This is a genomic window from Acidisoma sp., from assembly GCF_965199065.1.
Classification (GTDB): domain Bacteria; phylum Pseudomonadota; class Alphaproteobacteria; order Acetobacterales; family Acetobacteraceae; genus Acidisoma.
In genome coordinates, this window is the sequence record NZ_CBDAQN010000003.1 from 2,142,783 (window position 1) to 2,164,517 (window position 21,735).

Below are 21,735 nucleotides of genomic sequence, written 5' to 3' on the forward strand. Positions count from 1 at the left end.
CATGAAGCTCAATGAACTGCGCGACAACGCGGGTGCGCGGCCCAAGTCCAAGCGTCTCGGCCGCGGCATCGGCTCCGGCAAGGGCAAGACGTCCGGTAAGGGCGTGAAGGGCCAGAAGGCGCGTGAGGGCGTGTCGCTGAACGGCTTCGAAGGCGGCCAGCTGCCGATCTATCGTCGTCTGCCGAAGCGCGGCTTCCGCAACATTTTCCGCAAGGTCTACGCGCCGTTGAACCTCGACGTGCTTGAGAAGGCTGTCGAAGCGGGCAAGCTCGATGCGGCGCAGACGATCACGGAGGCGAGCCTGAAGGCCGCGGGCCTGATCGGCACCGGCAAGGTCGACGGCGTGCGGCTGCTGGCTCGCGGCGAAGTCACCCGGGCGCTGACGGTTTCCGTGTCCGGCGCCTCGGTGGCGGCAGTGGCCGCAATCGAGAAGGCTGGCGGTCGTGTGGAACTGATCGGCGCCGCGCCTGCCGCCGCGTAACCCTGGGTTCCGGGTGTAAGAAAAGGCGGCGCGCCATAGGGTGCGCCGCCTTTTTTCGTTGCGCCTCATACTCCATTGACGGCACCGGCGGCTAGGCGTCAAACCGCGCCATGCGGCAGGAAAGTGTTGCGCTCACCTCCATCCGTGGCTTCGCCGCCCTCTGGGTCGTCGCCATGCATTTCCAGCTTGGCATGGCGGATGTCGGCTATAGCCTATGGCCCGGGCTCGCCCATTACGGCTACGCAGGCGTCGACATCTTCTTCATCCTCAGCGGGTTCATCCTCACCGCCGTCTATCGCGGCATCGAATGGCGAGGGGTTGGGGCCTTCCTGATCCGCCGGGTCTTCCGGGTCTACCCGATGCATCTGGCCGTGCTGGCGGGAATGCTCGTGGTCTGGATCGACGCCTACCTCCGCTTCGGGGTCCATAACGAGGCGCAGCAGCTGCGATGGCTGCCGGTCTGCGCTCTGCTCCTGCAGCCCTTCGTCTATCACCGTCTGATGTGGAACGCCGTGAGCTGGTCCATCTCCATGGAGCTGGTCTGCTACCTGTTGTTCCCGATCGTCATCATGCGCGTGCGGCACGCGGCGCTCCCGATCCTCATCGCCATCATCCTCGTCTGTGCCGGTATCGAGCGGCACCTGCAGACGTACGATCTCTATGTCTGGGGAGACGGCGCCATTGCCCGAGGCGTCGTCGGGTTCGCCCTCGGCATGGCGCTGCGGCTGGCAAGCGAGCGCTGCCCAGTCCCCTCGGCCGCGCTCGCCAGCCTGCTCGAGATCGCCGGGGTTGCCGGCGTCGTGCTCTCTGCCAGCATCGGGGACGGCACCTTCATCCCGCTGTTCGCGGCGGTGCTCATCCTCGGCCTGTCCTACGAACGCGGCATCGTGGCGTGGGGTCTCAATGCCCGCTGGTGCCTCTGGCTCGGCAGGATCTCGTTCTCGGTCTATCTTCTCCATGAGGAAGTCATCGGCCTCGTCTGGCCGCACTTCCCGGCGAGCCGGCTCCCCTTCGGCCACCACCTCAACGGCATTGTCTGGACGCTGATGGTGCTTGTCATCGTGCTCGCGATGGGAACGGTGACCTGGTTCTGCATCGAGGAGCCGTTCCGTCGCCTCGGTTCCTTGGTGGCGCGGCGTGTGGAGCGCTACGAGCCCACGCAGGCGCCCAACGAGGCGAGGCGGCCAGAGGCGGCTACAGCAGCGCCGCTGCGGGCAGGGGCTGCCGCTGGCTGACCGCTCCGGGGGGCGCGATGACCCGCACAGCATCGCCCCTCCGCACCAGGCCATCCCGCTCGACCAGTCCTACCAGGCCGCGCCGTCCGATGGCGGCTTTCGGAAACAGTGCCGCCAGCCGAGGCTGTCCGAATGCTTCGGCGAGCTTGCGCGCCGGATGGATGCAGGGGGCGTTCTGCTCGGTCACGAAGATCGTGGCACCTGAGGGAAACTGCAGCCGGGTCGCCGGCGGCAGAAAGCTCAGCTTGGGGAAGCCTTCCAGCACCAGGTTGGCGCCAAGCAAGCCGGGATCGACCTCGGGCACACCGAGCAGCACGGCCACGTCGGCGCATTCCTCGACGGAGACGAAGGAGAGCTGCCGGGTATTGGCGATCGGCGTGCCGCGAGGATGCCAGGGCGTTCGCGCATTGGCGGGGTGGCTCGCGCCGGCATGGCGGTCGCCGGCGATGCCCGTCAGCGAGAGGTCGAGCTCCTCGACCGGGTGAGTTTCAAAATCCGCCGGGTCCGCCGCCAGCAGCTGCACCACGCGCATCGTGCCTACTCCGCCATGTTCTGCGCCAGCCGGAACCGCGCCGCCGGATAGACGCCCAAGATTCTGATCTCGCGGGAGAAGAACGCCAGTTCCTCCAGCGCCCGGCGGAGGTCGGGGTGTTCGGGGTGGCCCTCGACATCGCAAAGGAACTGGGTGGCGGTGAACTGCCCGCCGACCATGTAGCTCTCCAGCTTCGTCATGTTGATGCCGTTGGTGGCGAAGCCGCCCAGGGCCTTGTAGAGCGCCGCCGGCACGTTGCGAACCCGGAACACGAAGGTCGTCATCAGGCCGGCGGTGTCCGGTGGCGGCAGCCGGGGCTCGCGGGCAGCGATATAGAACCGCGTCGTGTTATGCGCCGCGTCCTCCACGTTCCGCAGCAGGATGTCGAGCCCGTAGAGTTCCGCAGCCAGGGATGAGGCGATGGCCGCATCCTCGCTCCGGCCCCATTGGGCGACGAGGGCGGCGCTGCCGGCGGTGTCGGCCTCGACCACTGGCGTCATGTTGTGTTCGCGGAGCAGGCGCCGCACCTGGCCGAGCGCCACGGCATGGCTGTGGACGCGCCGGATGCCGCCGAGGCGGGCGCCCGGAACCGCCAGCAGGCAATGCTCGATCCGCTCGAAATGCTCGCCGACGATGGAGAGGCCGCTATCCGGCAGCAGCGCGTGGATGTCCGGCACCCGTCCGGCGAGGCTGTTCTCGCAGGCCAGCATGGCAAGCGCGGCGCGATCATCCCGCACCGCCTCGATGGCGGCTTCAAAGGTCTCGCAGGGCAGCGGCGTCATATCAGGGAATGCGGAGCGGCAGGCGAGGTGCGAGTAGGCGCCCGGCACGCCTTGGAACGCGATCGTGCCCATGCTCATCGAAGCTTGCCCCTGCGTGTCGCGAATAGCGCCGCCGTGGCGGCGGGTTGATGCAGGGGTAGCCATTCCCTATGGTGCGGGCAAGTTCCGGCGAGCCGACCGCGGCGCGCGGCGGCCACTTCGGCACCTTTGCGGTGATCATCCCACCATTAAGGTGAAGACCCTGGGAAGGCGCATGGCGAGCATCGCAGGCAACAAGGCCTTCGTCGCGACACTGGCTGCCGGCGTGGTGGTCATGATCGCTGGTTTCGCGGTGGACGTGCTGATCCACCCCATTGAAGTGAAAAGAAACGCCGCCGCCGATCAGGACGCGACCAACGGCGCACCCGCACCCGCGACCGGCGTCCCGAGCATCCTGCCGTTGCTCGCGGGCGCCAACGTGGCCCTTGGCCAATCGACGGTCGCGCAGGAGTGCGGGGCCTGCCACGCCTTCGAAGCCGGCGCGCCTGCGATGGTGGGGCCCAGCCTTTACGGCGTGGTCGGGGCCCGCGTGGCCGAGAGCCCCGGCTATGACTACTCGGCCGCGCTCAGGAAAGCCGGGGGCATCTGGACCTACGAGCGTCTCAACCATTGGCTTTTCGATCCGGCGGCATTCGCGCCCGGCACCCTGATGTCCTATGCCGGCATCCAGGACACCCCAACGCGGGCCGATGTGATAGCCTACCTCCGCACCCTCTCGGACAAGCCTGTGCCGCTGCCGGCCGCTGCCAATCCCTGAATAGAGCCCGCATCATGAGCGCCCCGACGGACTACCTCGATGTCGCGCTGGCCGCTGCCGATGCGGCGGCAGAAGCCGTCCGCCCTTATTTCCGCACGGGTCTGACGGCAGACGACAAATCCGACGACAGCCCGGTGACGCTCGCCGATCGCGCCGCCGAACAGGCGATGCGGGCAGTGCTCGGCGAGCGTTGCCCCGGCCATGGCATCATCGGCGAGGAATTCGGTGCGACCGGCGCGGGCGAGGGCCTTCGCTGGGTGCTCGACCCGATCGACGGCACGCGCGCCTTCATCACCGGGCGCACCACCTTCGGCACGCTGATCGCGCTTGTCGAGGATGAGACGCCGCTTATCGGCGTCATCGACCAGCCGATCACGCGCGAGCGTTGGGTGGGCGTCGCTGGCCGCCCGACGGTGTTCACCGGGCCGTTGGGCGGAAAGGCGGGCTGCCGGCCTTGCGGATCGCTCGGGCAGGCGGAGCTTTCCTGCACCAGCCCCGACATCTTCACCGCGGAGACGCGGCCCGGCTTCGACAGGCTGCGCGCGGCTGTCCGCCGGACGAGCTGGGGCGGAGATTGCTACGGCTTCGGCCTGCTGGCCCTGGGGCAGATCGACGTGATCGTCGAGAGCGGGCTCAAGCCATGGGACTGGGCGGCGCTCGTGCCCGTGATCGAGGGCGCTGGCGGCAGCGTCACCGATTGGGCGGGCAATCCGTTGCGGCTCGAGGGACCAGGCGACATCCTCGCGCTGGGGGACCCCAACCTCCTCGACGAAGCCGTCCGCCTTCTGGCCTGAATAAACCGTCAGGCCACGGCCATCCAGGGGGGCTTTCGGTCCGCGCCGGAAACCCGCATTAATGCGCCCCATGTAACGTCGAACGTTGCAAGGGAGTATGGATGAAGCGACGGATCTTCCTCGGCGCGACGGCTGGGCTGTTGACCTCGCCTTTAACTGCGCGCGCTCAGGCAGTGCCGAAGGGAGGCTACGGCGTCGGTGTCACCGGTCTGCCGGCACTTCCGGCGGGGTTCCAGTCCTTCCCCTACGTTAACGCGAATGCGCCTAAAGGCGGCGCGGTGACCTTCAGCGAGATCGGCGGCTTCGACAGCTTCAACCCCTTCATCATCCGCGGAAGCCCGGCGGCCGGCGCGAACTACCTCTGGGACACGCTCATGCGGCAGTCCGATAATGAGGCTGCGGTCGCCTACGGTCTGCTCGCCGAGAGCGTCGAGGTGGCGCCCGACCACGGCAGCGTGACCTTCACCCTGCATCCGGAGGCGAAGTTCTCCGATGGCTCGCCAGTGCTGGCGAGCGACGTGGTCTGGAGCTTCCAGACCTTCTGCACCAAGGGTCAGCCGTATTTTCAGCAGTATTATGCGGCGGTCGCGGCGCCTGCTGCGGTGAGTGACCGCCAGGTCGTCTTCAAGCTTCATGCCGGTGCTCCGCGAGAGATGCCGCTCATCCTCGGCCAGCTCGCGGTGCTGCCGCAGGCCTGGTGGAAGGGTCGCGACTTCACCGCCCCGTTGATCGAAGCGCCGATCGGTTCCGGCCCCTACAAGGTGGAAAGCTCGGCGCTCAACCGCTCGGTCTCCTACCGTCGCCGGCCGGATTACTGGGCGGCCGACCTGCCGGTATGCCGCGGCTTCTACAATTTCGACCGCATCACCTACGAGTACTTCGGCGATCCCTCGGTCGCCATGGAAGCCTTCAAGGCCGGCGACATCGACTTCCGGAACGAGAACATCTCGAAGAACTGGGCGACCGGCTATGACTTCCCGGCGGTGCAGAAGGGGCTCGTCCGCAAGCAGGTCTTCAAGGACCGGCTGCCGGTCGGGATGCAGGGCTTCGGCATGAACAGCCGGCGGCCGGTGTTCTCGGACCCCCGGGTCCGTCAGGCCATGGCCTGGGCCTTCGACTTCGAGTGGGCGAACAAGGTGCTGTTCTACGGCAGCTACCAGCGCACCACGAGCTACTTCAGCAACAGTGATCTTGCGAGTTCGGGCGTGCCCACCGGGGCCGAACTCGCGCTGCTCGAACCCTATCGCGCCCAGCTCCCCGCAGAGCTGTTCACCAAGCCTTTCGCCCTGCCGGTGAATGACGGCTCGGGCAACAACCGCCCCGCCCTGATCGCGGCGCTGCACATCCTGGAACAGGCCGGCTGGACGGTGAAGGACCGCCAGCTGAAGAACGCCGCGGGCCAGCCGCTGACGTTCGAGATCCTGTTGAATGACCCGTCCTTCGAGCGTGTGACGCTGCCCTACGCGCAGGACCTCAAGCGCCTCGGCGTCAATGTCACCGTCCGCGTTATCGATCCATCGGAATATCAGCAGCGGATGGACGATTTCGACTTCGACATGACGGTGGTGCTGTTTCCGGAATCGGACGTTCCGGGCAGCGAGCAGCGGGATTACTGGGGCTCCGCCGCCGCCAAGCTCACCGGCAGCAACAACCTCATGGGCGTGTCGAGCCCGGTCGTCGATGCGCTGATCGCGAAAGTCGTGGCGGCAACCGACCGGGATCAGCTTTACGCCGCGGTTCATGCGCTCGACCGCGTGCTGCTCTGGGGCTGGTATGTCGTGCCGCAATGGTACCTTGGCGCCTATCGCCTCGCCTTCTGGAACGTGTTCGGCTACCCGGCGACGCCGATGCGGGCAGGCTTCGACATCGATAGCTGGTGGGTCGACGAGACGCTGGCGCGGGCGACGGACACTCAGCGGCATCACTCGAATGAGGTTTGAGACGAAAACCGCCTTCATGAGCCGCTAGACCTTGGCCGCTTACCTCCTGCGCCGGCTGCTGCTCATCATCCCGACGCTGTTCGGCATCATCGCGATCAACTTCATCGTGGTGCAACTCGCCCCCGGCGGCCCGGTGGAGGAGGAAATCGCCCAGCTGAAGGGCCATGGCGGCTCCATGGGCCTCGGCGGCGGAGGCAACGAAGCGGCGATGCCCTCGGCAGGCCTCTACCGCGGCGAGCAGGGCATCGATCCGCACATGGTGGCCGAAATGCGCCACATGTTCGGCTTCGACAAGCCGCCGCTGACCCGCTTCTGGCTGATGCTCAAGGGTTACCTGACCCTCAACCTTGGAAAGAGCTTCTTCCTCGGCCAGCCGGTCTGGACCCTCATCATCCAGCGCGTGCCCGTCAGCGTCTCGCTCGGCCTATGGTCGACGCTGCTCATCTATATGGTGTCCATCCCGCTCGGGATCGCCAAGGCCACGAAGGACGGCACCCGTTTCGACCTGGCGACGAGCCTCGTCGTGCTGATCGGCTACGCCATCCCCGGCTTCCTCTTCGCCATCATGCTCATCGTGCTCTTTGCTGGCGGCACCGTCGTCCAATGGTTCCCGCTGCGGGGGTTGACGACGGTAGGCTCGGCCTCCTGGCCCTGGCCCGACCGCGCGCTGGACTACGCGTGGCACATGGTGCTGCCGACGGTCGCGATGGTGGTGGGCGGCTTCGCGAGCCTTACGATGCTGACGAAGAACTGCTTTCTGGAGGAGATCGGCAAGCAATACGTGCTCACGGCGCGCGCCAAGGGCGCCAGCAACCAGCGGGTGCTGTACGGCCACGTTTTCCGCAATGCCATGCTGCTGATCGTAGCCGGCTTTCCGGCCGCCTTCATCAGCATCCTCTTTACCTCGGCCCTGCTGATCGAGATCATCTTCTCGCTCAACGGCATGGGGCAGCTCGGCTTCCAGGCGGCTCTGCAACGCGACTATCCGGTCATGTTCGGGACGTTGTACGTGTTCTCGCTGCTCGGCCTGATCATGCAGATCGTGGGCGACATCCTCTACACGGTCGTCGATCCGCGCATCGACTTCAGCGCCCGGCGATAGCGGCGTGGACGCTGAGCCCACCCAGCGGCGGCCATGGATATCGCCGCTCAACCGCCGGCGGCTCGCGGCCTTCCGTTCGCACCGGCGCGGCTTCTATGCGCTCTGGATCTTTCTGGTGCTGTTCGGCGCGAGCCTGTTCGCAGGCCTCGTCGCCAATGACCGGCCCCTCGTCATCCGCTTCGACGGCCATTACCTGTTCCCCATCCTGCACGATTACAGCGAGGACCGCTTCGGGCCGGACTTCATGCCGACCGAGGCCGACTATTCGGACCCCGATGTCGCCGCCGCCATCCGCGCCCACGGCTGGATGATCTGGCCGCTCATCCCCTTCAGCTATGACACGACGGTCGACAATCTCGGCGGCCCGGCGCCCTCGCCGCCAAGCTGGCGCAACTGGCTGGGCACCGACGATCAGGCGCGGGACGTGCTGGCGCGTGTCATCTACGGTTTCCGGATATCGGTGCTCTTCGGCTTCACGCTGACGGCGCTCGCCTCCGCCATCGGCATCCTCGCCGGCGCGGTGCAGGGCTATTACGGCGGGCTGACCGACCTGCTGTTCCAGCGCTTCATCGAGATCTGGTCCGGCCTGCCCGACCTGTTCATGCTCATCATCCTGTCCTCGATCATCGCACCGTCCTTCTGGGTCCTGCTGCTGTTCCTGCTGCTGTTCAACTGGATCAACCTGACGGGCGTCGTGCGCGCCGAGTTCCTGCGCGGCCGCACGCTCGATTATGTTCGAGCCGCCAAGGCGCTCGGCGTCTCCGACTTCTCGGTCATGCGGCGGCACATTCTGCCCAACGCGATGGTGGCGACGCTCACCTTCCTGCCGTTCACGCTCTCAGGGTCGGTGACGATCCTGGCGAGCCTCGACTTCCTCGGCTTCGGCCTGCCGCCGGGCTCGCCATCGCTCGGCGAACTCGTCTCTCAGGGACGCGACAATCTGCAGGCGCCGTGGCTTGCCATCACCGCCTTCGTCGTGCTGGGAGGGTTGCTCATCCTGCTCATCTTTATCGGCGAGGCGGTGCGGGATGCCTTCAATCCACGGAAGACAGGATTCCGATGAGCCTGGTTGTCGTTGAGGGCCTGACCGTATCTTTCGGTGGCCGGCCGGTCGTGCAGGATGTCTCCTTCACCCTGGAGCGCCGCGAGACCCTGGCGCTGGTGGGCGAGAGCGGCTCCGGCAAGTCGACGGTCGCCCTGGCACTCCTCCGGCTGCTCTCTCCGGATGCGAAGATCACCTCCGGCCGGATCGAGATCGACGGCGAGGAGGTGACGGCGATGCGCGAGCCGGAGCTTCGGCTGCTGCGCGGCGGCAAGGCGGGCATGATCTTCCAGGAGCCGATGACGAGCCTCAACCCGCTGCACCGCATCGGGCGGCAGGTGGCCGAGGCCGTGCGGCTGCACACCAAGGCCGGCCTCAGCCGCGATGCTTTGCGGGGACGCGCGGTGATGCTGCTGGAGCAGGCGGGCTTCGCCGATGTCGAGCATCGGATGGACGCCTTCCCGCACCAGCTCTCGGGCGGACAACGCCAGCGGGTGATGATCGCGATGGCGCTCGCGAACGACCCGCCGCTGCTGATCGCGGACGAACCGACGACGGCGCTCGACGTGACCATCGAGGCCCAGATCCTGGCGCTCCTCGATGCGCAGAAGGCAGCGCATGGGCTGGGGCTGCTGCTCATCACCCATGACCTGGGGGTCGTTCGTCAGCACGCCGACCGGGTCGCCGTGATGAAGAACGGGCGGATCGTCGAGACCGGCCCGGCGGCCCAGATCTTCGCCCGTCCGGCGCATCCCTACACGCGGATGCTGCTGGCCTCGGAACCCAAGGGCGGACCGTCGCCGGTGCCCGCGGGGGCAAAGCCGGTCATCGCCGCGGACAATCTTCGCGTGCACTTCGCCATCCGCCGCGGGGTCATGCGTCGGTCGGTGGGGCATGTCGCGGCCGTCGATGGGGTGTCGGTGACCGTGCGGGAAGGCGAGACCGTCGGCCTTGTCGGCGAGAGCGGCTCGGGCAAGACCAGCATGGGGTTCGCCATGCTGGGGCTGGAGCAGGCTCAGGGCGAGATCCACTTCAAGGGCCAGAACATCGCGCGGATGACCGAGCGCAAGCTGCGGGCGCTCCGTGCCGACATGCAGATCGTGTTCCAGGACCCTTATGGGAGCCTGTCGCCCCGGATGACGGTGGCGGAAATCGTGGCCGAAGGCTTGCGCGTGCATTTCCGGCAGCTGTCGCGCGAGCAGCGGCATGCGCGGGTCGTTGCGGCGCTGGACGAGGTCGGCCTGCCGCAGAACGCGCTCGAGCGCTATCCGCACGAGTTCAGCGGCGGCCAGCGGCAGCGCATCGCGATCGCGCGCGCCATGGTGCTCGAGCCGCGCTTCGTGGTGCTGGACGAGCCCACGAGCGCGCTCGACCGCTCAGTGCAGACGCAGATCGTGGATCTGCTGCGGCGGCTGCAGGCGGATCATGGATTGGCGTATCTCTTCATCAGCCACGATCTGCGGATCGTGCGGGCGTTGGCACATCGCATCATCGTGCTGCGGCGGGGGCGGGTCGTGGAGCAGGGCACCACCGAGCAGATCTTCTCGGACCCGCAGCAGGATTACACGCGGGCGCTGATTGCGGCGGCGTTCGAGGGCCGGGCCACGGCGACCGAACTGGATGAGCCCGAGGCGCCGGTTCTGGTGGACTAGACGCGAGATTCGTCTAGATCGCGATGCGCACGCCCAGCTCGACCACACGGTCGCTCGGGATGCGGAAGAACTCCGTCGCCGCCACCGAGTTGCGCGACAGCACCAGGAACAACCAGAGGCGCCAGAACGACAGCTTTGGCACCAAGGCCGGCACGATGACCTCGCGGCCGAGGAAGTAGCTCGTCTGCATCGGCTCGAACGGCACGCCCAGCACCCGCATCTCTTCCAGCGCGCGCGGAATATTGGGGCTTTCCTTGAAACCGTACTTGACCGTGACACGGTTCACCTGAGGCGCCAGCTCCTCCACCTCGACGCGCTGCCCCGCCGCCACCTCCGGCACGTCCGCCGTCTGCACGGTGACGAGGAACACCCGCTCGTGCAGCACCTTGTTGTGCTTGAGGTTGTGAAGCAACGCGTTCGGCACGTAGGCGCCGTTGCCGGTGAGGAACACCGCTGTTCCGGGCACGCGGATGATGCGCGAGGCGGGCAGCCGCGCCAGGAAGGAGTTCAGCGGCAGGCTGTCCTGCTTCCAGCGTTGGAACATAAGCTCGCGCCCACGCTTCCAGGAGGTCATCACCGCCATCAGCACGAGGCCGACCGCGAGCGGCACCCAGCCGCCATCAGGCACCTTCAGAAGGTTGGAGGTGAAGAACGCCAGATCGACCAGGAAGAACAGGCCGAAGACGCAGATCGTGGCGGGGCGGGACCACTTGAACTGCCGCCGGTAGACGAGGGCCGCGAGTATCGAGGTGCAGGTGAAGGTGCCGGTCACGGCGACACCGTAGGCCGAGGCGAGTGAGGCGCTGCTTTTAAAGGCCAGCACCAGGATCAGCACGCCGATCAACAGCAGCGTGTTGATCTGTGGCAGGTAAATCTGCCCTTCCTCGGTCTCGCTCGTGTGGCGGACGATCATGCGGGGGATGAAGCCCAGCTGCACGCACTGCCGGGCCACCGAATACGCGCCTGATATCATGGCCTGGCTGGCGATGACCGTGGAGGCGGTCGCCAGAAACACCATCGGCAGCCGCAGCCAGGGCGGGCAGACCAGAAAGAACGGGTTGTCGAGCGTATTCGGGTCCCGCAGCACCAACGCGCCCTGGCCGAAATAGTTCAGAGCGAGCGCCGGGAGCACGAAGAAGGTCCAGGAGCGCTGGATGGGCTTGCGCCCGAAGTGGCCCATGTCGGCGTAAAGCGCCTCGGCCCCGGTGACCGCGAGCACGACCGAACCCAGGATGATGAAGGTCGTGAACCGGTGCTGGATCGCGAATATGACGATGTAGCTTGGCGACAGCGCACGCAGAACGATCGGGTTGAGGATGATCTGGATCACGCCGAGAATGCCGATCGAGCTGAACCACAACGCCATGATCGGGCCGAAGACACGGCCGATCGTGGCCGTCCCCCGATACTGGAAGGCGAAGAGCAGACCGATCACGACCACAGAAAACGGCAGCACAGCCGGCTTCAAGACCGGTGAGATGACCTCCAGCCCCTCGACGGCCGAAAGCACGGAAATGGCCGGCGTTATCATGCCGTCGCCGAAGAAGAGGCAAGCACCGACGATGGCCACGAGCACGACGGCCGAGGCCACCTGCGGGCGGCGGCATACCCGCTGGGCCAGCACCATCATGGTCAGGATGCCGCCCTCGCCGTGATTATCCGCCCGCATGACGAAGGCCACGTATTTGAAGGTGACCACCGAGACGAGCGACCAGAAGATCATCGACAGAAGGCCGAGGACCGTCGTCTCGGTCATTCCGGCCCGGCCGAAGAAGGTGAGGCAGGTGCTCAGCGCGTAGAGCGGACTTGTGCCGATATCGCCGTAGACGACGCCGAGCACCCCAAGGAGAAGTGGGAGCGTCACATGGTCCCGGTGACGCGCGGGCGCGGCGGCGGCCCCAGCCGTCGTTGTCGTCGTCGCGTTCGGGGTCGTCGCATCTGCGGGGGTGGGTGCGGGCGTTGCCGTACTGCTGTTCATGAGATGCGTTCTATCGGCCGAGGCCCGTTGGGATCGGGGAGCCGGCGGTCGACATGGAAGCACAGCGGCAAATGCAGTTTGCGTGAGCTTCGACCATCGGCATCCCAAGAAGGCGGACGGGCCTCGCCGCGTTCATGCGGCGCGGAACGGTCACGCGTGTCAGCCTGTAACCCGGCGATACGGAGCCTTACGCCCGGACGAGGTTCCAGCGCAAGCACCGCACGCTGCACCTGCGAAAACCGGATGACGCCCGATCCGTTCGTTGCAGGTCAGGTTTGCCTTGCGAAACCACCCAGGATCTGCGCTTTTGCGCGCTCCCTGCCGGGGGGCGGCATTCCCCCGGCTGTGCCCGCCTGCGCCCGGAGTGTCCGGCCCCGCAGTTCCGGGCCGATACATCCGGAGGGAACAGCATGCCATTATATGAGTGCGTCGTCATAGGACGCAGCGAGATCACCCAGCAGCAGGTCGACACCCTGACGGACACGGTGGTCGCCCAGGTCGAAGCCGATGGCGCCACCGTGCGCAAGCGCGAGTACTGGGGCCTGCGCAGCCTGGCCTACCGCATCAAAAAGAACCGGAAGGGCCACTACCTGCTCCTCGGCCTCGATATCGAGGCGCCGGCGCTGACCGAGATGGAGCGCCAGCTCCGTTTGAACGAGGACGTGCTCCGCTTCCTCACCATCCGCGTCGACGAGATCGACGAGGTTCCCTCGGCCGTTCTGGCGCGCAAATCCGATGATCGCGGCTTCCGCGGGCCGAAGCCCGCCGGGCGCTTCGACAGCGGCCGCCGCCGCTACGACGACCGGGAGGAGTTCCGCGCCCGCGAGGAGTTCCGTGGTGGCCGGGACGATGACGATGACCGCCTGCGCGGTCTGCAGGAGGAAATCTGATCATGTCTGACAGCACGGACGTCAACCCCGCTGCCCGCCGCGCCGCCGTCGGCGCGCGCCGCCCGTTCTACCGGCGCAAGAAGTCCTGCCCCTTCTCGGGCCCGAACGCGCCCAAGATCGACTACAAGGACGTGCGCCTGCTCTCCCGCTTCCTGAGCGAGCGCGGCAAGATCGTGCCGTCGCGCATCACGGCGGTATCCGCCCGCAAGCAGCGCGAGCTGGCGCGGGCCATCAAGCGCGCCCGCTTCCTGGCGCTGCTCCCCTACGTTCTGAGCTGAGGGAGACCGATCATGGCAGCCATTGAACTGATCCTGCTGCAGCGGGTTCCGAAGCTCGGCCAGATGGGCGACCGCGTGCGCGTGAAGCCGGGTTACGCCCGCAACTTCCTTCTGCCGCAGAAGAAGGCTCTGCGCGCGACGAAAGACAATGCCGCGCGGTTCGAGCAGGAGCGCGTGGTCCTGGAAGCCCAGAACCTCAAGCGTCGGGAGGAAGCCGAGCGCATCGCCGAGCGCGTGCATGGCCTTACGGTCACGCTCATTCGCCAGGCCGGTGACTCAGGCAGCCTCTACGGCTCGGTGTCCAGCCGCGACATCGCGGACGGCGCCACCGCCGGCGGCCTGCAGATCGACCGCGGGCAGGTCGAGCTCGATCACCCGATCAAGACGCTCGGTGTCCGCCAGGTGCGTGTGGTTCTGCACCCCGAGGTCGTCATGCTCGTCTCGGTCAACGTGGCGCGCAGCACCGAGGAAGCCGAGAAGCAGCTCCGTGGCGAGGCCGTCGGCCGCGCTGCCGGCGAGGAGCCGGAACCGACAGCCGCCGAGTTGTTCGGCACCGATGAGGCGGGCGATACCGCCTGATCCCACGACGCGATCCGACCGTTCAAGATCGTTGCAGAAGCCGGTAGAACTCTGTTTCTACCGGCTTTTTGATGTTTCATGCAAAGCGGTCCACAGGCCCGCGGCTTGCACAGTTCGTCCCAGCATATTATCGAGTCGGTAATGTAAGCTGCGGGCGTGGCTTTGCGGCGGCCCGCGTCGTCGGACGAGAGAATGACAATGCGACAGATCCTTGATCGTCTTCTGAAACGCATGATCCAGAGCGGTGCCCTGGGCGTGATCTGGCCGAATGGCGAGACAACTGTTTACGGTCCTGACGCGCAGCGTGCGAATGCCGAGGTTCCGACGATCAGGCTGACCGATGACAAGACGGTCCGCGCAATCGTGCTCAATCCGGGGCTGGCCGTCGGGGAAGCCTATATGGCCGAGACGCTCGTTCCGCAGGATTGCAGCATCTACCAGGCGCTCGACGTTCTCTTATCAAATCTAAAAGCCGTTGGCATGGCTGCGTTGCCGACGATGCAAGGGCGCATCGTGGCGGGCACGATGATCAGGCGCCTCCGCCAGATCAACTCCGCGGTTCGGGCGCGTCGCAATGTCGCCCACCATTACGATCTGAGTGGCAGGCTCTACAGTCTTTTCCTCGACCGCGACCGCCAGTACTCCTGCGCCTACTTCCCGCGCGGGGACGAGACGCTGGAAGAGGCCCAGATCGCCAAGAAGCACCATATCGCGGCGAAGCTGAAGCTCGACCGGCCCGATCTCACCGTGCTCGACATCGGCTGCGGCTGGGGCGGGATGGCGCTGACGCTGGCGCGGGATTACGGCGCGCGGGTCACGGGCATCACGCTTTCGACCGAGCAACTGGCGGAGGCGCGCGCCCGGGCCGAGGCGGAGGGCCTCTCGGACCGTGTCAAATTCGAACTGCTGGATTACCGTGCGGTGCGCGAAACTTTCGATCGCGTGGTGTCCGTCGGCATGTTCGAGCACGTCGGGATCAATCATTATGGAACCTTCTTCAAGGTGGTGAAGCAGGCATTGAAACCGGACGGCCTGGCGCTGATACACACGATCGGCCGCACCGACGGACCGGGCACCACCAACCCCTGGATCGCGAAGTATATCTTTCCGGGCGGCTACTCGCCGGCACTTTCCGAAATGATGACGCCGATCGAGCGCTCCGGGCTCGTTGTTACGGATATCGAAGTTCTCCGCCTGCACTATGCGGAGACTCTTCGGCATTGGCGGCGACGTTTTGCTGCAAATCGTGACGCGATCGCCGCACTTTACGACGAGCGCTTTTGCCGGATGTTCGAGTTCTACCTTGCAGCGTCGGAACTTGCCTTTCGTCATCAGGATCACGTGAACTTCCAGATTCAGATCACGAGGGAGCAAACGGCTGCTCCGCTCGCTCGTGATTACATAACCGAAACGGAACGGCAGATGATGCGGTTGCAGTCAGCGGACCGCAACGTCTTGGCTTGACCTGCCTGAGTTAGCCGTCTTCGCCGAGAAGGTGCAGCACGACCTCCCGCCGATGCGGGCGGCTGCGGTGCTCGAAGAGGAAAATCCCCTGCCAGGTCCCGAGCGTCGGGCGACCATCCGCGACTGGGATGGTGAGTTGGGGGCCGGTGAGCAGTGTGCGGATATGCGAGGGCATGTCGTCCGGTCCCTCGAGCGAATGCGCGTAACCGGCGCCCTCGGGTACCAGCCGCTCGAAGCCGGCAAGAATGTCGTCGAGAACTTCGGGGCTCGCGTTTTCCGTTACCGCCAGTGAGGCCGAGGTGTGCGCGCACCACAGCGTCAACAGCCCGGTGCCGATGCCCTGATCGGCGACCCACGCGAGCACGGGGCCAGTGAACTCCACCAGCCCGCGGCCGCGCGTCGCAATCGTCAGGCGATGCAGTGCCTGACGCATGATCAGACCGGCGCCGGATTACGCTCCGTGAAACCGCGCTGGTGCCAGTAGGGATAGGGCAGGGTGACGGCGCTTGCCTTATCAAGTTTCGCCACCTGCTCGGGCGTCAGGTTCCAGCCGACCGCGCCGAGGTTCGCCCGGAGTTGCTCCTCGTTCCGCGCGCCGACAATGACGTTGGCGACGGTCGGGCGCTGCAGCAGCCAGTTGAGGGCGACCTGCGGCACGGTCTTGCCGGTCTCCTCGGCAACCTCATCGATCGCCTCGACCACGGTATAGACGTGCTCATCCGGCACCGGCGGCCCCATTTCGGCGGTCTTGTGGAGGCGCGAACCCTCAGGCAGCGGTTGCCCGCGCCGGATCTTGCCGGTCAGCCGCCCCCAGCCGAGCGGGCTCCAGACGACGGCGCCCACGCCCTGCTCGACCCCGAGCGGCATCAGCTCCCATTCGTAGTCGCGACCGATCAGCGAATAGTAGGTCTGGTTCGCAACATAGCGCGGCAGGTTGTATTTCTCGGCCACCGCCAGCGACTTCATCAGGTGCCAGCCGGAGAAATTGGAGACGCCGACGTAGCGGATCTTACCGGCGCGCACGAGGTCGTCGAGCGCCGAGAGCGTCTCCTCAACCGGCGTGACGGCGTCATAGCCATGGAGCTGGAAGAGGTCGATGTAATCGGTGCCGAGCCGCTTCAGCGAGCCTTCGCAGGCCTGGATAAGGTGGTAGCGCGAGGAGCCGACGTTGTTCGGCTCATCGCCGGCGCGGAACGTCGCCTTGGTGGAGATAATCACCTTGTCGCGGCGGCCCTTGATGGCCTGACCCAAGATTTCTTCGGCGGCGCCGGCCGAGTAGACATCGGCACTGTCGAACATGGTGAGGCCCGCCTCCAGGCAGATGTCCACGAGGCGCGAGGCCTCGGCGACGTCCGTGCTGCCCCAGGCCTTGAAGAACTCGTTGCTGCCTCCGAACGTACCGGTTCCGAGGCTGAGGACCGGCACTGTGAAGCCGGACCGGCCGAGACGTCGATGTTCCATGCTAACCTCCTCTGGAGAGATGGAGGCTAGTACCAGCCTCCATCCACGATAAACTCACGTGCCGTGACGAGGCGGCTGTCATCGGCCGCCAGCCAAAGCACCATGCGCGCCACGTCGGCTTCGTAGAGCCGATCAGGAATGCACTGTCCCGCGGCGCGTTTGGCCTCGGCTTCCGGCGTCATCCACAGGTCGAGCTGGCGCTGGGTGATGATCCAACCGGGATAAACCACGTTGGCGCGGATGTGGTGCGGTCCGAGATCACGCGCAAGGCCGCGGGTGAGACCGATGACGGCGGATTTCGCCGCGGTGTAGGCCGGCATGTTTCCGGTCGCCAGCAGAAAGCTGTTCGAACTCATGTTGATGATCGAGCCGCCGCCGGCCGCAACCATGTCGGGCTTCACAGCCTGCGCGCAGAAGAACTGGTGACGGAGATTGGTGTTCATCCGGTCGTCCCAGTATTCGGGCGTCACGTCATCGATCGCGTGCCGGTCGTCGCGGGCGGCGTTGTTGACAAGGACATCGAAGCCGCCGCCAAGTTTCTCGCGCAGGGACTGGATCGCCGCGCGCAGCGCCGGGATGTCGCGCAGATCGACACGCTCGAACTGCACCACGGCGTCCGCCGGCTGACGCGCGAGCAGGCTGTCGGCGGCGGCTCCGTCCAGGTCCAGAAAGCCGACGTGACTGCCCTGGGCGATGAAGTGCTCGACGATACCGGCGCCGATGCCGGAGGCGCCTCCGGTCACCAGCACACGGCGCCCGGCGAGGCTTGGGTAGATCGCGAAGTTCGACATGTGAAGATCCGTCAGAAGATGCTGTCGAGCAGGTTGCCGAGCGGCCCGTTGCTCTTCGGTTTGACGATGGGCGTGCTGCCGGCGGCCGGGCTTATGCCGAGCGCCGCGTTCTTCTGCAGCCGCTGACGCTCCAGGCTGGCATCGACCAAGGCGGGTTTCGCCACCGACACGCCGAAGGGGTTCATCCGGTTGCCGAGGGTCTGGCTGCGGGCATCGCGCGCGGCGAGCGTGTTGACCTCCTGGCGGATGCTGGGCGGCGGCGGCGGACCTGCCTGTTGCAGGAATGCCTGGTCGCCGACGGTCGACGGCGTGCCCCCTTCCAGCGCCGCACCGCCGAGCATGGCGTCCTCGGCCTGCTGCGGCACGGCGACATCCTGCGGCCTTGGAGCGCCGGGAACAGGCGCGGGCAACGCGGACGCAGCCGCATTGAGGTCTGGCGGCATCGCAAGCGCCGGCTGGGTGGTGACCCGGAACTCGTCCGGCGGGTCGCGCTGGAGCCCGAGCGTCTGCATCGTGCCATTGCTGCAAGCCGACAGTCCCAGCGGGGCCAGCACCAGCGGCGCCACGAGAAGCGCCCGCCGCATCGTCATCATCCTCGACATTCGTCCCTCAGCCGCGATGCTTGGCCCGGAGCGCGGCCTGTTCGGACCGCCCGGGCAACAGATTGTCGATGACCAGCGCGGCGACGCCGCACACGATGGCGGCATCGGCCACATTGAACACATACCACGAATAGCCAAAGGCGTGCGCCTGGATGAAATCGACGACGGCGCCGTAATGCAGCCGGTCGGCGACATTGCCAAGAGCACCGCCGGCAATCGCACCCACCGGGATGGCGATTGCGAGCCGCGTGGTCCGCGCGAGCCAGACGGCCAGCACAACCACCACGGCGACCGCGAATACGGCGAGGGCCAGATGCGCGGCGGGGCTATCTCCGGTCAGCAGCCCGAAGGTCACGCCGCGATTCCAGACCATGGTGAAGTTAAGCACGGGCAGCAGCACGATCTGCCCGACCTCCTCGAGGTGCAGGCCGTGCAGGATCCACCACTTGCTCGCCTGATCGGCCACCAGCACGAGGACGGCGGTGAGCAGGCCGGCGAGGGCCAGCGGCTTCCGGACGACCATCACCCGCGTGCCGCCGGCTGGCCGACGAGCCCGGAGTCTATGGCGTCGGTGCAGCGGAGACAGAGTTTCGTGCCAGGATCGACCTCGGGCAGCACGCGCCAGCAGCGGGCGCATTTCTCGCCCCCAGCCACGGCGGCGTCCGCCGTCAACGCGGCATCGGAGGTGCCGAAGTCAACGCTCGAGACGATGAGGTTGTCGGCCCAGTCAGCCGGCGACAGCAGCCGGTCCTCGCCCTCGCGGAAGAACAGCGTCACCTCGGCCTGGAGCGACGAGCCGATCTGGCCGGCCTGCCGCATGGCTTCGAGCTTCGTCGTGCCGAGACGGCGAATTTCGCGGACCCGCGCCCATTTCTCGGCCAGAGCCTCGTCCCGCCACTCGGACGGAATGGCGGGGAACTGCTGCTCATGGACGCTGGTCTCGGCACCGAAGCGGGCAGCCCAGGCCTCCTCGGCGGTGAAGACCAGAACGGGCGCCAGCCAGGTCGTCAGGCAGCGATGCAGCTGGTCGAGCACCGTGCGCGCCCCGCGGCGGCGCAGGCTGTCAGGCCGGTCGCAGTAGAGCGCGTCCTTGCGAATGTCGAAGTAGAAGGCGGAGAGATCCGTCGAGCAGAAATGGTGGATCGCCGGATAGACGCCGTTCCAATCGTGGCTCTCGACCGCGACGCGCAACTGCTCGTCGAGTTCCGACAGGCGATGCAGCACCCAGCGATCCAGTTCGGGCAGTTCGGCTACCGGCAGCACCTCGGCCTCGGAAAATCCATCGAGGCTGCCCAGAATCCAACGCAGCGTATTGCGTAACCGGCGATACAGCTCACCCTGCTGGCGCAGGATTTCCGGCCCGATGCCGAGATCGTCCCGCGCGTCGGACGACATCACCCAGAGGCGAAGGATATCGGCGCCGAGCTTGGCGATGACGTCCTGTGGCTCGACACCATTGCCGAGCGACTTCGACATCTTCCGGCCCTGCTCGTCGACCAGGAAACCATGGGTGAGCACGGCCTTGAAGGGCGCCCGCCCGCGTGTGCCGACGGCTTCCAGCAGCGAGGAGTGGAACCAGCCGCGATGCTGGTCGGAACCTTCCAGGTAGAGGTCGGCAGGCCAGGGCATGCCGCGCGCCTCGAGCACGAAGGCATGGGTCGAGCCGCTTTCGAACCACACGTCGATGATGTCGCGCACCTGCTCGTACTGCGCGGGGTCGTAGCCGTTGCCGAGGAAGTCGGAAGCCGGACGGGAGTACCAGGCATCGGCGCCCTCGGCCTTGAAGAGCGCCACAACGCGCTCCATCACCGCCGGATCACGCAGCGGCTCGCCGGTGCGGCGGTCGACGAAGATGGGGATCGGCACGCCCCAGGCGCGCTGGCGGCTCACGCACCAGTCGGGCCGCGCGGCGACCATGCTCGCGATGCGGTTGCGGCCTTGCTCCGGGATGAACCGCGTCTCGGCGATCGCTTGCAGAGCGCGGCCGCGGATATCCTCCGGCCCGTCCATGCGGATGAACCATTGCGGCGTCGCGCGGAAGATCAGCGGTGCCTTGGACCGCCACGAGTGCGGGTAGGAGTGCACGAGCACGTTCCGGTGCAACAACCCGCCGGCCGCTTCCAGCGCGGCGCAGACGGGCTCCGCGGCTTTGAAGACGTGGAGTCCGGCGAACAGCGGCACCCAGGAATTGTAGGTGCCATCGTCGCCGACCGTCTCCGGCACTTCCAGCCCATGCGCGCGGCCGAGAATGAAGTCGTCCTCGCCGTGGCTCGGCGCGGTATGGACGAAGCCGGTGCCGGCCTCCGTCGTCACGAACTCACCGGGCAGCAGCGGCACGTCGTAGTCGTAGCCCTGGCCGCGCAGCGGATGCGCCGTGATGGTTCCGGCCAGTTCTGTGCCCGTGAAACGCCCCACCACGCGATGGCCGGTGATCCCGGTCTCGGCCACGAAGGGCGCGAGCAGCGCCTCCGCCACCATGACACGTTCGCCCGCGCGGGCCCGCGAGCCTTCGCCGGCGCCGTTCACCTCGATCAGAAGGTAGTCGATGTCCGGACCGTAGGCGATGGCGCGGTTGGCCGGCATCGTCCAGGGCGTCGTCGTCCAGATGACGATCGAAGCATCGGCGATTTCAGCCGGGCCGCCTGAGACGACCGGGAAGCGCACCCAGATGGTGACGCTCTTGAGGTCGTGATACTCGACCTCGGCCTCGGCGAGCGCCGTCTTCTCGACCGGGCTCCACAGCACCGGCCTGAGGCCGCGATAGAGCGCGCCGTTCATCAGGAACCGCCCGATCTCGCCGGCGATGGCGGCCTCGGAGGTGAAGTCCATGGTCGCGTAGCGGTTGGCCCAGTCGCCCATGACGCCGAGGCGGATGAACTCGTCGCGCTGGATGGCGAGCCACTTCTCGGCATAGGCGCGGCACTCGGCACGAAACTGGAGGACCGGCACCTCGTCCTTGTTACGGCCGGACTTGCGATATTCCTCCTCGATCTTCCATTCGATCGGCAGGCCGTGGCAGTCCCAGCCGGGGATGAAATGAGCGTCGAACCCAGCCATCTGGTGCGCGCGGTTGATCGCGTCCTTGAGCACCTTGTTCAGCGCATGGCCAAGATGGAGGTTGCCGTTCGCATACGGAGGCCCGTCATGCAGCACGAAAGGCGTGCGCCCGGCGGAGCTTTTCCGCACGTGGTCCCAGAGGTCCCGCTTCTCCCAGCCGGCCAGCGTCGCCGGTTCCCGCTTCGGCAGATCGCCTTTCATGGGGAAGGCGGTGCGCGGCAGGAAGACGGTATTGCGGTAATCCGGGGCGGCGTCTGCCGGTATCACAGTGTCGTTCAT

The 21,735-nt window shown here is 66.6% G+C and carries 21 protein-coding genes; 12 read left to right on the plus strand and 9 right to left on the minus strand.

All coding sequences use genetic code 11. The annotated features are described in order from the left end of the window. The first annotated feature begins 1 nt into the window (after position 1). Positions 2 to 481 (plus strand): 50S ribosomal protein L15, encoded by a 480-nt coding sequence (gene rplO / locus ACOEQ1_RS18125; RefSeq protein WP_419760618.1) that lies wholly within the window; start codon positions 2 to 4, stop codon positions 479 to 481. Positions 482 to 591: 110 nt separating this feature from the next. After that, positions 592 to 1,716, plus strand: a complete 1,125-nt coding sequence (locus ACOEQ1_RS18130; RefSeq protein WP_419760619.1) for an acyltransferase family protein — start codon at positions 592 to 594, stop codon at positions 1,714 to 1,716. Here the strand turns inward: ACOEQ1_RS18130 and ACOEQ1_RS18135 are convergent. Next, on the minus strand, positions 1,676 to 2,248 hold the full coding sequence (locus tag ACOEQ1_RS18135) for an MOSC domain-containing protein (RefSeq protein ID WP_419760620.1): 573 nt from the start codon (positions 2,246 to 2,248) through the stop codon (positions 1,676 to 1,678). The two genes, ACOEQ1_RS18130 and ACOEQ1_RS18135, sit on opposite strands and share 41 nt — an antisense overlap. A 5-nt stretch (positions 2,249 to 2,253) precedes the next feature. After that, the gene (locus ACOEQ1_RS18140; RefSeq protein WP_419760621.1) at positions 2,254 to 3,108 is read right to left on the minus strand and encodes a prephenate dehydratase; all 855 of its coding nucleotides are present in this window, start codon (positions 3,106 to 3,108) and stop codon (positions 2,254 to 2,256) included. Positions 3,109 to 3,283: 175 nt separating this feature from the next. Here ACOEQ1_RS18140 and ACOEQ1_RS18145 point away from each other — a divergent pair, with 175 nt between their 5' ends. The 6 genes from ACOEQ1_RS18145 to ACOEQ1_RS18170 all read left to right on the plus strand — a co-directional run bounded on the left by ACOEQ1_RS18145 (position 3,284) and on the right by ACOEQ1_RS18170 (position 10,356). Then, entirely contained in the window at positions 3,284 to 3,826 is a 543-nt protein-coding gene (locus tag ACOEQ1_RS18145; protein WP_419760622.1) for a c-type cytochrome, read from the plus strand. 14 nt (positions 3,827 to 3,840) lie between these two features. Then, on the plus strand, positions 3,841 to 4,620 hold the full coding sequence (locus tag ACOEQ1_RS18150; RefSeq protein ID WP_419760623.1) for an inositol monophosphatase family protein: 780 nt from the start codon (positions 3,841 to 3,843) through the stop codon (positions 4,618 to 4,620). A gap of 101 nt (positions 4,621 to 4,721) precedes the next feature. Further along, complete coding sequence (locus ACOEQ1_RS18155; RefSeq protein ID WP_419760624.1) at positions 4,722 to 6,560, plus strand: extracellular solute-binding protein; 1,839 nt, start codon at positions 4,722 to 4,724, stop codon at positions 6,558 to 6,560. 31 nt (positions 6,561 to 6,591) lie between these two features. Then, positions 6,592 to 7,662 carry a microcin C ABC transporter permease YejB gene (locus tag ACOEQ1_RS18160; protein WP_419760625.1) on the plus strand — a complete coding sequence of 357 codons (1,071 nt, stop codon included), beginning with the start codon at positions 6,592 to 6,594 and terminating at the stop codon, positions 7,660 to 7,662. Between the two features lie 37 nt (positions 7,663 to 7,699). Next, the gene (locus ACOEQ1_RS18165; RefSeq protein ID WP_419760738.1) at positions 7,700 to 8,725 is read left to right on the plus strand and encodes an ABC transporter permease; all 1,026 of its coding nucleotides are present in this window, start codon (positions 7,700 to 7,702) and stop codon (positions 8,723 to 8,725) included. Beyond that, entirely contained in the window at positions 8,722 to 10,356 is a 1,635-nt protein-coding gene (locus ACOEQ1_RS18170; RefSeq protein ID WP_419760626.1) for an ABC transporter ATP-binding protein, read from the plus strand. The genes ACOEQ1_RS18165 and ACOEQ1_RS18170 overlap by 4 nt, the downstream gene beginning before the upstream one ends. Positions 10,357 to 10,369: 13 nt before the next feature. Here ACOEQ1_RS18170 and ACOEQ1_RS18175 read toward each other — a convergent pair whose 3' ends face one another. Beyond that, positions 10,370 to 12,334 (minus strand): potassium transporter Kup, encoded by a 1,965-nt coding sequence (locus tag ACOEQ1_RS18175; protein WP_419760627.1) that lies wholly within the window; start codon positions 12,332 to 12,334, stop codon positions 10,370 to 10,372. 410 nt (positions 12,335 to 12,744) lie between these two features. Here ACOEQ1_RS18175 and rpsF point away from each other — a divergent pair, with 410 nt between their 5' ends. The 4 genes from rpsF to ACOEQ1_RS18195 all read left to right on the plus strand — a co-directional run bounded on the left by rpsF (position 12,745) and on the right by ACOEQ1_RS18195 (position 15,545). Then, positions 12,745 to 13,224 (plus strand): 30S ribosomal protein S6, encoded by a 480-nt coding sequence (gene rpsF / locus ACOEQ1_RS18180; RefSeq protein ID WP_419760628.1) that lies wholly within the window; start codon positions 12,745 to 12,747, stop codon positions 13,222 to 13,224. A gap of 2 nt (positions 13,225 to 13,226) precedes the next feature. Further along, a complete protein-coding gene (gene rpsR / locus ACOEQ1_RS18185; protein WP_419760629.1) occupies positions 13,227 to 13,502 on the plus strand; it encodes a 30S ribosomal protein S18 in 276 nt (91 codons plus the stop codon). A gap of 12 nt (positions 13,503 to 13,514) precedes the next feature. Beyond that, on the plus strand, positions 13,515 to 14,081 hold the full coding sequence (rplI, locus tag ACOEQ1_RS18190; protein ID WP_419760630.1) for a 50S ribosomal protein L9: 567 nt from the start codon (positions 13,515 to 13,517) through the stop codon (positions 14,079 to 14,081). 198 nt (positions 14,082 to 14,279) lie between these two features. Next, on the plus strand, positions 14,280 to 15,545 hold the full coding sequence (locus ACOEQ1_RS18195; protein ID WP_419760631.1) for a class I SAM-dependent methyltransferase: 1,266 nt from the start codon (positions 14,280 to 14,282) through the stop codon (positions 15,543 to 15,545). A gap of 10 nt (positions 15,546 to 15,555) precedes the next feature. Here ACOEQ1_RS18195 and ACOEQ1_RS18200 read toward each other — a convergent pair whose 3' ends face one another. From ACOEQ1_RS18200 to ileS, 6 genes are read right to left on the minus strand one after another with little or no spacing between them, the layout of a single operon-like run. After that, positions 15,556 to 15,978: a secondary thiamine-phosphate synthase enzyme YjbQ gene (locus ACOEQ1_RS18200; RefSeq protein ID WP_419760632.1), complete on the minus strand. Its 423-nt coding sequence runs from the start codon at positions 15,976 to 15,978 to the stop codon at positions 15,556 to 15,558. A gap of 2 nt (positions 15,979 to 15,980) precedes the next feature. Then, complete coding sequence (locus tag ACOEQ1_RS18205) at positions 15,981 to 17,006, minus strand: aldo/keto reductase (RefSeq protein WP_419760633.1); 1,026 nt, start codon at positions 17,004 to 17,006, stop codon at positions 15,981 to 15,983. 26 nt (positions 17,007 to 17,032) lie between these two features. Further along, a complete protein-coding gene (locus ACOEQ1_RS18210; protein ID WP_419760634.1) occupies positions 17,033 to 17,797 on the minus strand; it encodes an SDR family NAD(P)-dependent oxidoreductase in 765 nt (254 codons plus the stop codon). Between the two features lie 11 nt (positions 17,798 to 17,808). Further along, positions 17,809 to 18,381, minus strand: coding sequence for a DUF3035 domain-containing protein (locus ACOEQ1_RS18215; RefSeq protein WP_419760635.1), 573 nt, complete (start codon positions 18,379 to 18,381; stop codon positions 17,809 to 17,811). Between the two features lie 25 nt (positions 18,382 to 18,406). After that, positions 18,407 to 18,922, minus strand: a complete 516-nt coding sequence (lspA, locus tag ACOEQ1_RS18220; protein WP_419760739.1) for a signal peptidase II — start codon at positions 18,920 to 18,922, stop codon at positions 18,407 to 18,409. Further along, the gene (ileS, locus tag ACOEQ1_RS18225; protein ID WP_419760636.1) at positions 18,922 to 21,735 is read right to left on the minus strand and encodes an isoleucine--tRNA ligase; all 2,814 of its coding nucleotides are present in this window, start codon (positions 21,733 to 21,735) and stop codon (positions 18,922 to 18,924) included. The genes lspA and ileS overlap by 1 nt, the downstream gene beginning before the upstream one ends.